11 protein-coding genes and 3 pseudogenes are annotated in these 13,155 nt (G+C 69.6%); 3 read left to right on the top strand and 11 right to left on the bottom strand.

What is annotated here, in order from left to right:
- Window positions 1–3: 3 nt before the first annotated feature.
- The 8 genes and pseudogenes from ABT009_RS22520 to ABT009_RS22485 form a co-directional block, all read right to left on the bottom strand.
- The gene (locus ABT009_RS22520) at window positions 4–147 is read right to left on the bottom strand and encodes an SDR family oxidoreductase (RefSeq protein WP_351297610.1); all 144 of its coding nucleotides are present in this window, start codon (window positions 145–147) and stop codon (window positions 4–6) included.
- Between the two features lie 84 nt (window positions 148–231).
- Complete coding sequence (locus tag ABT009_RS22515) at window positions 232–357, bottom strand: hypothetical protein (RefSeq protein WP_502989936.1); 126 nt, start codon at window positions 355–357, stop codon at window positions 232–234.
- A gap of 396 nt (window positions 358–753) precedes the next feature.
- Complete coding sequence (locus ABT009_RS22510; protein ID WP_351297607.1) at window positions 754–2,481, bottom strand: MFS transporter; 1,728 nt, start codon at window positions 2,479–2,481, stop codon at window positions 754–756.
- Window positions 2,482–2,607: 126 nt separating this feature from the next.
- Complete coding sequence (locus ABT009_RS22505; RefSeq protein ID WP_351297604.1) at window positions 2,608–3,084, bottom strand: MarR family winged helix-turn-helix transcriptional regulator; 477 nt, start codon at window positions 3,082–3,084, stop codon at window positions 2,608–2,610.
- A 176-nt stretch (window positions 3,085–3,260) separates the two neighbouring features.
- A complete protein-coding gene (locus ABT009_RS22500) occupies window positions 3,261–3,581 on the bottom strand; it encodes a transcriptional regulator (RefSeq protein ID WP_351298026.1) in 321 nt (106 codons plus the stop codon).
- Window positions 3,582–4,341: 760 nt separating this feature from the next.
- Entirely contained in the window at window positions 4,342–4,845 is a 504-nt protein-coding gene (locus ABT009_RS22495; protein WP_351297601.1) for a sugar phosphate isomerase family, read from the bottom strand.
- Entirely contained in the window at window positions 4,842–5,510 is a 669-nt protein-coding gene (locus tag ABT009_RS22490) for a 3-oxoacid CoA-transferase subunit A (protein WP_351297598.1), read from the bottom strand. Before ABT009_RS22490 ends, ABT009_RS22495 begins: the two co-directional genes overlap by 4 nt.
- A pseudogene (locus tag ABT009_RS22485) lies at window positions 5,507–6,027 on the bottom strand (thiolase family protein); the annotation flags it as partial. The gene ABT009_RS22490 and the pseudogene ABT009_RS22485, both read right to left, overlap by 4 nt.
- On the opposite strand from ABT009_RS22485, the pseudogene ABT009_RS22480 reads away from it, so the two are divergent.
- Both ABT009_RS22480 and ABT009_RS22475 read left to right on the top strand, forming a co-directional pair.
- Window positions 5,963–6,274, top strand: a pseudogene (locus tag ABT009_RS22480) (hypothetical protein); the annotation flags it as partial. The pseudogenes ABT009_RS22485 and ABT009_RS22480 overlap by 65 nt on opposite strands.
- Window positions 6,275–6,568: 294 nt before the next feature.
- Entirely contained in the window at window positions 6,569–7,474 is a 906-nt protein-coding gene (locus tag ABT009_RS22475) for a hydroxyquinol 1,2-dioxygenase (protein ID WP_351298023.1), read from the top strand.
- On the opposite strand, the gene ABT009_RS22470 is transcribed toward ABT009_RS22475, so the two are convergent.
- The 3 genes from ABT009_RS22470 to ABT009_RS22460 form a co-directional block, all read right to left on the bottom strand.
- A complete protein-coding gene (locus tag ABT009_RS22470) occupies window positions 7,465–7,935 on the bottom strand; it encodes a TetR family transcriptional regulator (RefSeq protein ID WP_351297595.1) in 471 nt (156 codons plus the stop codon). The two genes, ABT009_RS22475 and ABT009_RS22470, sit on opposite strands and share 10 nt — an antisense overlap.
- A 467-nt stretch (window positions 7,936–8,402) precedes the next feature.
- A complete protein-coding gene (locus ABT009_RS22465) occupies window positions 8,403–9,758 on the bottom strand; it encodes an MFS transporter (protein ID WP_351297592.1) in 1,356 nt (451 codons plus the stop codon).
- 279 nt (window positions 9,759–10,037) lie between these two features.
- Window positions 10,038–11,645 (bottom strand): MFS transporter, encoded by a 1,608-nt coding sequence (locus ABT009_RS22460; protein ID WP_351297589.1) that lies wholly within the window; start codon window positions 11,643–11,645, stop codon window positions 10,038–10,040.
- Between the two features lie 857 nt (window positions 11,646–12,502).
- On the opposite strand from ABT009_RS22460, the pseudogene ABT009_RS22455 reads away from it, so the two are divergent.
- Window positions 12,503–13,069: pseudogene (locus ABT009_RS22455) on the top strand (aldehyde dehydrogenase family protein); the annotation flags it as partial.
- Window positions 13,070–13,155 lie beyond the last annotated feature (86 nt).

Here is a 13,155-nt window from a genome sequence, read left to right as displayed (position 1 = left end):
CCGCTACATGATCGCGCTTGCCCCGCCGTCGACCACGATGTTCGTCCCCGTGACCCATGCGGCCTCGTCGGAGGCCAGGTACAGCCCCGCGTAGGCGACTGCCATCTGCCCGAACGAGGCCCGCTTCGGCATCCACTTCGGCGCCAACGGCACCTCCCTGGAGTACTCACCTCTTCACCACGCCAACAACCTGGAATCCCGACACTCGTGTCGACCGCGTCCGACGGCCGCTCACGCACGTTCCTTCCGTCCAGTTCCCGCGAACGCGGAATTCCGGCGGTGCCCGTCGCCGACGATCGTGTTGCGCAGGACCCCGAGACGCTTGGCCTCGACCTCCACCACGTCGCCCGGCCGCAACAGCCAGGGCGGTGTGCGGGCGTAGCCGACACCGGACGGGGTGCCGGTGGCCCCGGTCGACGAGGGTGAAGGCGGGCTTTGGCCTGCCGCGTTCCAGGACGCTCAGCTGATGGCGCAGCACCAAGATCTCGACGTCTTTCGCCGCGGAGGAGCGGGCCAGCAGGCGCAGCCAGCCTAGGAGCAGGCAGCAGAACTGGTAGATCAGACGTACTGCCACGGGATCCGAGCGTGCACCGTGACGGCCGTGGAGACCGTCGACGTGATCACATCGTGACGATAACTGCTGCTCAGCACGGGTGACATGGGTTATCGGCACGCACGGTCAGACAAGACTGGGCGACTGTACGGAAACGGCCCCCGCCCGGAAGGGCGGAGGGCCGGATGCGTACGGGCGGGTCAGCCTCGCTGGATCCCCTCGTGGCCGCTGACCGGGATGCCGCCGGAGGACGGGACCTCGGCCGCGGCGCTCGCGGTCGCCGTCGGGACGGCCGTGGTGAGCGGCTGGCTCGGAGTGGCGGCCGGAGCCGAGGCGGCAACCAGGCTCGGCGCCTTTTCTTCCTTCCGGCCGCGGAGGCCGAGCGCCGCGAGGGCGGCGCCGACGAGGGCGAGGATGCCGGTGACCAGGACGGCGGTGTGGACGCCGTTCATGAAGGCGGTGTGGCTGCCCTCCGCCACGGCCGCCCTGAGCTGTGCCGGCATCGCGTCGGAGACCGGGGCGACGCCCATGGCGACCGCGTCCTTCGCCTCCTCGAGGCGAGCGGCGACCGAGTGGGGCACACCCGCGTCGGTCAGTGAGTCCGTGAGTGTGGAGCCGACGCGGCTGCTGATGAGGGAGACGAGCACCGACGTGCCGAGCGCTCCGCCAACCTGTAGCGAGGTGGACTGGAGGCCACCCGCGACGCCACTGTCCTGGACGGGGGCGTTGCCGACGATCGCGTCGGAGGATGCGGACATCACCATGCCGACGCCGAGGCCGAGGGCCACGAACGGCGGCCACAGGATGTTGTACGACGAGTCGGCGCTCCACGCGAGCATCGTCAACGCGGCTGCGGCCTGCAGCACCATCCCCAGCGGCATGGTCAGGCGCGGGCCGAACTTCTCGGTGAGCTTCGCGCCGAGCGGCGAGGCCACCATGGAGGCCAGGCTGAGCGGCAGGGTGCGCACACCGGCCTCGACAGGCGTGAAGCCTCGTACGTTCTGCAGGTACAGCATCACGAAGAAGATCACGCCGAGCAGGACGAAGAAGTTCAGCGCGGTGACGATCGTACCGATGGTCAGGGCCGGGTTGCGGAACAGCCGCATGGGGAGGAGCGGGTGCGCGACGCGGGTCTCGTACCAGCCGAAGAGGACCAGGACGACGACGCCCCCGGCGATCGCGCCGAGCGTGCCGGCCGAAGTCCAGCCCCACGTCTCGCCCTTGACGACGCCGAAGACGACGGCGAGCAGTCCGAACGCGAGCAGCACGACGCCGGGCACGTCGAACTTCTCGCTCGCGGCCGCCTCGTTCCTGGACTGCGGCAGAACCACGAGGCCGAAGACGAGGGCGATGACGCCGATGGGGGCGTTGATGTAGAAGACGGACTCCCAGTTGACGTGCTCGACGAGCAGTCCGCCGACGATCGGGCCGAGTGCGGTCGAGACGGACGAGATCATCGCCCAGATGCCGACCGCCATGCCGAACTTCTTCGGCGGGAAGACGGCACGCAGCAGCGCGAGGGTGTTGGGCATGAGCATCGCACCGAAGGCGCCCTGTACGGCGCGGAAGGCGATGACACCCTCGATCGAGCCGGCGAGGCCGATCGCGACGGACGCGGCGGTGAATCCGACGACGCCGACGAGGAAGAGGGTACGGCGTCCGAAGCGGTCGCCGAGCTTGCCGCCGAGGATGAGGGTGGCGGCGAGGGCGAGCAGGTAGGAGTTGGTGACCCACTGCAGTTCGGCGGTGGTGGCGTTCAGGTCGCGGGCGATCTCGGCGTTGGCGATCGAGACGACGGAGCCGTCGAGGCCGACCATGAACAGGCCGAACGCGACAGCGACCAGCGTCAGCCACGGGTTGGCGCGGACACCGCGGCGGTGCGGGTCGGATACGGGAGTGGGCGCTGTGGAGACAGCGGTGACAGACATGGGTTGAGGTGTCCTCGGGACGTGTGGCGCGCAGTTGGGGGCGCGTGGACATGCGTGGGCGAGCAGCACACCCAGCCCCGCCGCAGCAGCGGCGAGGGCAGGAGGCGTACTGGAGTCGGGGACCGGTCAGGCGACGTGGTCGTGCAGATGCCGGGCGAGAGCTTCGAGGGCCCCGAGCGCCGAGCCGAGGGCGTCGAGGTCGCCGTCGGTGAGGGTGCGCAGCGCGGACGCGAGCTGCCCCGCCGTGATGCTCTCGGCCTCGCCGATGCGCTGACGGGCCTTGGCGGTGACGTACAGGTGCGCCACGCGCTTGTCGGTGTCGTCCTGGCGCCGCTCGAGCAGGCCCGCTTCGGTGAGGTGGGTGACCAGGGCGCTGACGTTGTTCGGCATCATCCGCAGCGCGCCGGCCGCCTTGTGGACGGTGGCGCCGTCGTGCTCGGCGACGTACTGAAGCAGCGCCAGCTGCCGCTCGGGGAGCTTGGGGTACGGCAGTTGGGCGATGCCCTGTTTGAGGTACTGATTCAGCGCGGGCAGGCACGCCGCGAGGCCCACGGCCACGTGGTCGATGCTCTGGCTCTGGCGAGCCTCGCTGGTTCCGGACATGCCACCAAGTTATATATGACAAGGTACCTATGTCAAGGTACCTTTTAGGTCCTGGCTGGGGCGGTTCACGAGGCGGTGCGCCCGCACGGCATGCCCGGCGGTGAGGACCAGGGGATATGGGGAGCCGAGCGCGATCACATCCGCCAGGAGCCGTGCGTGCAGCTCCGGCATGTTTGTCACGCGGCTGCCCGGGTGCGGGAGGCGAGCTGGGGGAAGGCGTCTTCCCGCACGGTGCGCACGGTGCGTCCGGCGAGGGTGCGCAGCACCGGCCACATCTGGAGGAGCTGGTCCTGGTCGAGGTAGCGGGGCAGGTCGTCGCGCAGGCCCTCGTGTAGGACGGTGCGATACAGGCCCATGCGCTGGCGAGGCTTGCCCATGTCGTACGAGGTCATCCCGGACCAGGCCGTATGTAGCGGCAGCTCCGCGATCCCCTGGGTAGGGCCGCCCAACTCGTCCAGCGACTCCGGCAGGCGCCGCCGGAACTTCTCCCGGTGCAGCGCGAGGTCCTCGGCGTCCGCGCCCGAGAGGTCCCTTGGCGCGGTCCGGGGTGCTGTGGGCGGCCGGAGAAGTGGTGCGGGTCATGTTGCGCGAGCCGGCGTCCGGAGTGAGCGGGGCGGACTCGTGCAGGCGGAGCTGGTCGTGGCAGCCTGTTCCGCCCCGAGCAGGACAATGGACTGTTGGTCATGGCGCTCGTTTGACGCTCTGGGCGCCCGCACGCAGGGTGATGAGCCGAGAAAGCGGCTCTGACCTGGGCTTTTCCGTGACTCGCTCAGGCCGACATCTTTCCGATGGCGCACCATGTGGAGTGCGTGGCGATCCTCGAACGGGCCTCGAAGGGCTCATGACCTGCGGTTTTATGCCTGCGCACTATGTGCGGTGTGGGCGTTACGGGCGATACAAGCGGTCATGCTCAGCCACTTGCGCGGAGCGCCCAGCAGGTTCTCCCTCTGCTGGTGGTACACAGGTGACATCCCTGATGACCAGTGGAAACGTGCGGTTCAGCGTTCCTGCGGCATGGGTTGGTCCGGGTACGGTCCGGATCTTGGTTAGCACTCCAGCCGGACTTCTGTGTTTGCGCAGGGCATCGGCCGCCCCAAGGACCTATTAAAACTGATGGTCCGTCAGGCTCTGAGGCCTTTACGCGTGCCTACCTGGAAGCATGCCGACGTACCGGCCCTCGCCGGCATGCCGTTGGTGACGGCCTGGGCGAATTCCTGTTGGACCATCAGGCGAAGCGAATTACGCGGAATGCAGGTGTCAGGTTGGGACGGGCAGGAGCGGCAGGTCCAGGCGGGCCGCGAGTTCGTCGACGGTGGTGCCGCAGGTCTGCCTGACCGAGACGCCTTGCGGGGTGATGTCGAACACCGCGAGGTCGGTGTATATGCGGTCGACGCAGCCCAGCCCGGTCAGTGGGTAGGTGCACCGGGGGACCAGCTTGGGAGCGCCGGTCTTGGTGAACAGCGTCATCACGACGAAGACCTTCTTGGTTCCGATCGCCAGGTCCATGGGGACCTTGCCGGCGTTGGTGAGATCGCAGTCGATTTCGTCGCCCTGGGCGGCGGGGCCCATGTTGAGCATGGCGTTCTCGGTGTGGAGCACCACGCCGGAGTCGGCCGGGAGGTGATCCGCGACAAGGGTCGGCTGCCCGATGCCGAGGTTGACGAAGGCGCCGTGGGGGATGTCCCGCGCCACGAGGGCGGCGATGTCGTGCTTGTCCAAGGGGCCGCGCTCGCTGTCGGCGGCGTTCCGGTCGGGGTTCATGTGGTTGTCTCCTGCACCACGCGGTCGACATAGATGCTCGGTGTGACCACGGTCTCGGGATCGATTTCTCCGGTGCCGACGATCTCGCGGACCTGTGCGATCACGTTGGTCGCGGCGGTGGCCATGACCGGTCCGAAGTTGCGGGCGGTCTTGCGGTAGACGAGGTTGCCCATGCGGTCGGCCCGGTGGGCGCCGATCAGCGCGACATCTCCCTTGATCGGGTACTCCAGCACATAGGTTCGGCCGTCGATGACACGGGTCTCCTTGCCCTCGGCCAGCAAGGTCCCGACTCCGGTGGGGCAGAAGAAGGCCCCGATACCGGCTCCGGCCGCCCGCATCCGCTCGGCGAGGTTGCCCTGCGGCACCACTTCCAGCTCGATCCTGCCGGACCGGTACAGGTCGTCGAAGACGTAGGAGTCGGCCTGCCGGGGGAAGGAGCAGACGACCTTGCGGACCCTTCCCTTCGCCAGCAGTGCTGCCAGGCCCGTGGCGCCGTTGCCGGCGTTGTTGGACACGACGGTCAGGTTCTTGGCGCCCTGGCGGATGAGCGCGTCGATCAACTGGACCGGCATACCGGCCATCCCGAAGCCGCCGACGAGGACCCTGGAGCCGTCCTCGATCCCGGCGACCGCCTCGTCGGCGTCGGCACACAGCCGCGTGGTCATCGCTTCGCCTCCGTGGCGTTCTGCAGGACGACGGCGAGTGCCTGGCCGACGCCGATGCAGATCGCGGCGACGCCCCAGCGCTCGCCGGACTCCTTCAGCCGATGGGCGAGCGTGCCGAGGAGCCTGCCGTCGGAGGCGCCCAGCGGGTGGCCGAGCGCGATGGCCCCGCCCTTGGTGTTGACGGTCTCCGGGTCGATCTTCCAGGCGTCCATACAGGCCAGTGACTGCACGGCGAACGCCTCGTTGAGCTCGACCGCGGAGACGTCGGACCAGGTGATGCCCGCGCTCTTCAGGGCTCGGTTCGCCGCCTCGACCGGCGCGAAGCCGAACATCTGCGGATCGAGGGCGTATGTGCCGCGCCCCGCGATGCGGGCCAGCGGGTCGGTGCCGCGGCGGCTTGCGAGCCGAGCACGGCCGAGGCGCCGTCGCTCAGCGGCGAGGCGTTGCCCGCCGTGATCACACCGTCGGGGCGGAACGCCGGCTTGAGCGCGGCGAGCTTGTCGGCCGTCGATCCGGGCGCGCCAGCCGAGAGCGACTCCTTGTGGGCTCCCCGTGCGGACCCCATCAACCGGGCCCTCGCCACCGAGGGCGCCACCGCCCTGGCCGAGGCACTGGTCGGCATCGTCGACGACCCCACGGACCTGGCGGCTCGGGAACGAGCCCTCTACGGCTGCTACTTGGCCGCGGTCGCCTTCGCCTCCGCCGGCTCGGGCCTGCACCACAAGATCTGCCATGTTCTCGGCGGCCGCTTCGACCTCCCGCACGCCGAAACCCATGCCACCGTGCTGCCCCATGTCCTCGCCCTCAACGCCTCCCATGCCCCGAGGCCGAGCGGCGGCTGGCCCGCGTCTTCGGCGCACCGACCGCGGTCCAGGGCCTCGACCAGCTCCGCAAACGAATCGACGCCCCCGGGCCCTGCGCGACTACGGCTTCCGCGAAGAGGACATCCCCTCGGCCGCCGAGACAATCCTCCCGGCGGTCCCCTCCACCAACCCCACCCCCGTAGACAAGAACAACCTCACGGCACTGCTCCACGCCGCGTGGGAAGGAACCGCCCTGTGACTACCGGAACATCCACGGAGATCACCGCCGAGCAGACTGCCCGCGAGCAGGCCCTGGTCGACGAGGTTGCCGCCAGCTTCGAGAAGGCCGCCAACCCGCGCCTCAAGCAATTGCTCCAGTCGCTCGTCCGCCACCTGCACGCCTACGTCCGCGAAGTCTGCCTCACACAGGATGAGTGGGAGACCGCGATCCGGTTCCTCACCGACGCCGGTCACATCACCGACGACAAGCGCCAGGAATTCATCCTCCTCTCCGACGTCCTCGGCATCTCCATGCAGACCATCGCCGTGAGCAACGAAGCCGTCGGTGACGCCACCGAAGCAACCGTCTTCGGCCCCTTCTTCGTCGAGGATGCCCCACACATCGAGCAGGGCGGCGACATTGGCGGCGGCGCGCCCGGCACACCCTGCTGGGTCGAAGGCACGGTCCGCGACACCATGGGCACACCGCTCCCCGGCGCGCGCATCGAGGTATGGGAAGCCGACGACGAGGGCCTCTACGACGTCCAGCACAGTGACGGACGTGTCTACGGCCGGGCCCACCTCTACTCCGACGACCAGGCCCGGTTCCGGTTCTGGGCCCTGCAGCCGACCCCGTACCCCATCCCGCACGACGGCCCGGTCGGAGCCCTGCTTGCCGCGGTGGGCCGCAGTCCGATGCGCGCCGCCCACCTGCACTTCATGGTCACCCGCCCAGGACATCGCACACTGGTGACGCACCTCTTCGTCGAGGGCGACCCACAGCTGGAGACCGGCGACTCGGTCTTCGGCGTCAAGGAATCCCTCGTCAAGCGATTCGAGCCGCAGAAGGCCGGCACGCCGACACCCGACGGGCATGCCCTCGAAGGGCCCTGGTCGCGTACGAAGTTCGACATCGTCCTTGTTCCGGAGCGTCAGTCGTGAGTTCCTGCCTTCATACCGCCTGGACTCCCGTCGGAGAGAGTTGCCGGCCCACGGCCGGTACACACGCCCGTCGGTGAGCGATGTCGAAAGCCGCGTGCGGGAGGAATCCACACGGGCGGAACCGGCGGGGACCGAATAGGCGGCGTCAGCAACCCCACCGGTCCCCGCCCCGTTGAGGCCTGGTGCGCCGGCGTCGGCCTCTTCGACGACGTGGTCATCCAGTCCATCCCCGCTCGGTGAGGGCTCGTAGACCCTTGCTTGCTTCCGAAGTAGTACGTGATCAGCTGGGGGCTCACACCCGCGGCGGAGGCGATACGGACCACACGTGCCCCGTCGAAACCGTGGACCGCTGACTCCTCGCCCGCCGCCTCCAGGATCGCCCCGCGGCGTCGGCTCGCCGGACGAGGTCTCCTCCGCTCCCACAGGGATGACCTCAGCCGACGATCCTGACCAGCGGCCAACCTGCAAGGGCGCAGCGCTGGACCGGGTCATCGCGTTCGCGTCCGTACGAGAGGCGGCCTCCATGGCTCACCGGCCGTCGCGACACACGCCGGATCGGCGACAGGAGCATCAGCATGGGACACCACTGAAGGATCGGGCCATCGTGATGTCCGACGGCAGCCGCGGCATCGGGCTCGCCATTCTCACCGCGGCGGCCCGCCAGGGCGCCAACGCGGTGATCCTGGCCAAGACCGACGAACCCGACCCCTGGCTGCCGGGCACCGGTGCACACAGCGGTCGCCGCGATCGAGGCGGCGGGAGCGTGGACCGCATGCCAGCCCGTCTCCGCTGCTGCTCCTCGTCGATGACGAGGGCGACGGTGTGGACGCCGTCGATGCCAGGAATGGCTTCAAGGCTGCAGGGCGCGGAGGCTGGGCCAGTAGCGACCGTGCGAACCCGATGGCCCCTCCACCGATCCCGGGGTGGTTCACGACGTTCGCCTTCGCGAGGCTTCGGCGCTCGCGACCGGGGCCGGGAACGTGGCGTCCTCAAGGTCGGACCGGTTCGTCTCCCGGGTCAGCGCGACAGCGACGGCGCTGAGGAGGCAGGCACCCGCGAGGAAGAGGACAACCGGAGTGGCGTCCTTGCCGTCGCCCGCGCCTGCCAGGAGCGCGGTCGCCGCCAGGGGCGCCAGGCCGCCACCCAGTGTGGTGGCGAGCTGGTACCCCAGGGACGCGCCGGTGTATCGCGCGCGGGTGCCGAACATCTCGCTCACGAACGCGGCCATCGGCCCGTACATGGCGGCTTGGAGCAACGGATTCCCGATCACGTAGGCGACATAGAGCGCGGTGACCGATCCGCTGTCGACCAGTGCGAACAACGGGTAGGCGGCAATCGCCGAGCCGATCGCGCCACCGATCATCACGGGCTTGCGGCCGACCCGGTCCGACAGGGCCGCGTAGGCCGGGATGGTCAGGATGTGGAGGGCGGCCGAAGCGGTCTGCGCGGCGAGCACCGTGGAGCGGTCGTATCCGGCATCCATGGCGTACGTCAGCATGAACGTCGCCAGCAGCGACTGCACCAGAATCGGTGCGGAACCGCCCAGCGCCGCCAGCGTGATGTTCTTCGGGTGTCTCCGCAATACCGCCAGCAGTGGGACCTCTTCCTTCTCGGGAGCCGTGGCGGCCCTGCGTGCGGCCTCCTGGAAGGCCGGGCTCTCGGCCACCCGGAGGCGTACGAACAGGCCGATCGCCAGAAGCACGACACTGAACAGGAACGGCACCCGCCAGCCCCACGAAAGGAACGCGTCCTCCGGCAGCGCGGAGAACGCCGCCAGCATGGTGGTGGCGAGGACGGAGCCCGCGGGCCCGCCCATGTTGGCGAAGCTCGCCGCGAGCCCGCGCCGGCGTGCGGGAGCGTGCTCGAAGGCCATCAGCGCGGCGCCGCCCCACTCACCGCCGACCGCCACACCCTGGATCAGCCGCAGCACGACGAGCAGCGTGGGCGCCCAGAGGCCAATGGTGTCGTAGGTGGGCAGCAGACCGATGCAGAAGCTGGCCAGGCCCATCAGCGACATAGTGATCATCAACATCGATTTCCGGCCCAGCCGGTCGCCGAAGTGGCCGAAGACGATGCCGCCCAGCGGCCGGGCGAGATACCCGATCGCCAGTGTGGCGAAGGAGGCCAGAGTCCCCGCCAGGGGGGTCAGGCGGGTGAAGAACAGCTGGTTGAACACCAGTGAGGCGGCCGCCCCGTACAGCAGGAAGTCGTAGAACTCCACCGCGCTGCCCAGGAAGCTGGAGAAGGCGACGCGTCGTGTCTGGCGGACGTCGTTGTCCGGCATGCTGGTTACTCCTTTTCGAATCGATACAGGGGAGTTGAGAGCGAGCGCGCTGAAGAGCCGGGGAGCCTTCCCCGGCGTCGGTTTGGCGCGCGGCCCGCGTCAGGCGTCAGAGCCACTCGGGCCGTGCTCGCGCTGTTCCCGACCGGCCAGGCCCGCTCCTGCGTGAGCAGCGAGCAGCGCTCCGCGTGCGGGGCGGGAGAAGGAGCCCGGCCCCGACGCCGGAACGGCCCAGGGGTCGTTCAAGACCCCGCAGTCGTCCCGGCGTGCCGGGACGACTGGTCAGACGGCCACCGGTTCGGCCGGGACGCTGGTTGCCTCATCGTCCTGGCCCTTGCCGCGCAGCGCGCCGATGGCGAGAAGGCAGCACAGAAGGGCAGCGATGCCGCACACGGCGTAGCCGGTGGCGTAGCCGCTGCCGAGGGACTGGAGGGCGAGGTCCGCCGCCTGGGCAGGCGGCGAGCCGGCCGGAGCCGAGTTGACGGCCAGCGGACCTCCCGATGCGGCGACCTGCCCAGCGGCAGCCTGCGCCTCGGGGCTCAGGTCCGTGGCGTGCGCGAGGCCTGTCTGGAAGAGCGAGTCGGCACGGCTGAGCGCGATGGCGCCGACGACGGCGGGGCCGAGGGCGAATCCGAGGTCACGCAGGAGGCTGGTGGTGGCGCTGGCCATTCCTGCCAGGTGCACGGGCACCGTGTTCACGGCCGTGGCGGTGATGGAGGAGGCCGCGAAGCCGAAACCGATGCCGATCAGCCCGAGCGGCAGCGTGATCGACACCAGCGAGGTGTCTTCGATGGGCAGGGCGGCCGCCCAGAAGCTGCCGGCGGAGATGAGAGCGAAGCCGAAACCGAGGACCCAGCGTGGTGCCAGTCGCGTCAACATGCGTTCGGTCAGCGGAGTCAGCACGGCCACCCAACAGTTCGACACGAGGAACGCGACCGCGATGCGCATCGGGCCCTGGTGCTGGACGGGGCCCATGCGCATGCTCGTGGCGTAGCCGGCGCCGAGGAACGCGAACATGCCGACGACGGCGACGATCGCAGCGATGGCGAAGGAGCGGTTGCGGAAGATGTCGAGTCGCAGCAGCGGCGCCGTGGCCGTGCGCTCGGCCCGGACGAACAGCACGAGGAACACGGCGGCGATCACGAACGCGACGACGACGGCGGGCGAGCCCCAGCCGTCGGCCGGTCCCTGGACGACGGCGTAGAGCAGCGCGACGAGCGCGACGGCGACGGTGATCTGACCGCGTACGTCCAGTTTCCGGTGCTCCGGAGCATTGGACTCGGCGCAGAACAGTGCGCTGACGAGTGCGCTGAGAACGGCGAGGGCGGCGACGACGATGAACGACCAGCGCCAGCTGCCGAAGTTGGCGGTGATACCACCGAGCAGGGGAGCGGTCGTGTTACCGACGGCCAGGCTGGTGACCCAGATCGCGATGATGCGTGCCCGCTGGGGGGTGCTGTCGGTGCGAACAGCGATCGCGGTCAGCGAAGTCGGGATGACGGCGGCGGCGCCGATTCCGGACAGGGCCTGTCCGATGCACAGGACGTACACGCCGGGTGCGGAGGCGGCGACGACCTCGCCGGCGGCCAAGACCACTGCGCCGCCGACCAGGAGTCTGCGGCGTCCGAAGAGGTCGCCGAGAACGCCGAAGGTGAGTTCCAGGACGCAGATCGGGAGCAGGAACGCCGCGGTGATCCAGGTGAGCTGGGATCCCAGAGGGTGCAGGTCGGACTGGAACAGGCCGTTGAGGGTGGCGGGTATGGCGGTGCCGAGCTGGGCCACGTAGACGGCCAGGCAACCGGCGATCAGTGTGCCGAGGAGACTACGAGTACGTGTGCCCTTGCCGGAGCTGTCACGGTCGTGAGCGGTTGCAGTTGGGGAAACAGACATAGGCGTGTCCCTGTCGCGGGGTGGATGGGGTGGCGGTGCCTTACCACCGGACCGCCCAGGTCTCCAGGCGGTTCGGCCGGTGGTTGTTGTCACCGTGCGGGTCGGCGATCAGGCTGCGAACGTTCCGCTCGGCGGGCGGATGCCCCGGTCGACTTCGCGGTCGTCAGCAGCGATGCGTGCCGGCCTGTGCCGGAGGCATCCGGAGGCAGTGCGGAACGTGGACGGTCCAGGCGGACGGCGTCCGGGGCGGCGATGCGTCCGGTGTCACGGCTCGCGGCCCATGGGGACGTGGCTGACGGCATCGGACACGGCGTGAGCTCCTTGGGTTGCAAGGGCGTTCACAGCCACGAACCTTTCCGCGGCGCCGGCGCAGGGCTGACGGGAGTGCGGCGAACGTCCTTGTCCGGTCATCTCATGTGCTGTGGGCTCATGTTGACCGTGGAGCCGGCGCCTGTATACACACACGATGTTCGGGGTCGTGATGCGCGTGGCGCATGGCGCCCGGGGCAGCCCGCGGTCGTGCCTGGTCCCGGACGCAGTGTCAACCGGCGTGGCCAGACCGGTCGGCGGACCCGACCCGGCCGGCCGCGTCCGCATGTGCAGCGGGCCCGGTGCTTCTGTGCTCCGCGGCCGAGATGCCCGTTGGCACGACCGTCACTCCCCGGCCCGCGGTCGCGAACGGCGGCAGGGCGTGCTGGGGTTCCTGCCGGTCGAATCACCATCCGCCTCACGCATGGTCGGATGCAAGTTTCTGAGTCTTTACCTCGAGCGGAGGCCCTCCGCATGCTGGCTAACCCGAGGCCCCTGGCGGCCTTCGTCGTATTCCCCTTCCCATCGTCGTCCGTGTTGGAGGACTTGTGCCTTCTGTCGCCGCACCCGAAGCACCCGAGGACCGTCAGCAGTTCTTCATCGACGGGCAGTGGGCCACCCCGCACGGTGCCCGCACCCACCAGGCCCTGGAGGCCGCCACGGGCGAGCTTCTCGCCGGCGCTGCCCTGGCGGACGAGCAGGACGTCGACGCGGCCGTGCGCGCCGCCCGCAACGCCCTTGACGACGGTCCCTGGGGACGTACCACCGCCGGCGAGCGCGCCGCGGTCATGCGTCGTATGGCCGACGCCCTGGAGAAGCGGGCCGAGTCGACCGCCGTGCTGGTCAGCAGGGAGAACGGCATGCCCATCGGGCTGTCCCACATGCTCAACGGCGGTGCTCCGGCCGGCCTGCTGCGCATGTACGCGGACTTGGTGGAGAACCTCGAACTGGAGGAAGTACGGCCGAGCCCGGCAGGGTCGACCATCGTGCGCCGGGAGCCGGTCGGAGTGGTCGGCGCGATCACTCCGTGGAACTTCCCGCAGGCCCTGGCCATGTTCAAGATCGCCCCAGCGCTGGCGGCCGGCTGCACGGTGGTGCTGAAGCCCTCGCCGGAGACGGCACTGGACTCGTACGTGTTCGCCGAGGCCGCACTGGAGGCGGGGCTGCCGGACGGTGGGGTGGCGCGCCCGGACAGGAAGAA

Source organism: Streptomyces sp. NPDC002896 (genome assembly GCF_040295225.1).
Taxonomy (GTDB): Bacteria; Actinomycetota; Actinomycetes; order Streptomycetales; family Streptomycetaceae; genus Streptomyces.
This window is presented reverse-complemented; position numbering and strand designations above follow the sequence as displayed.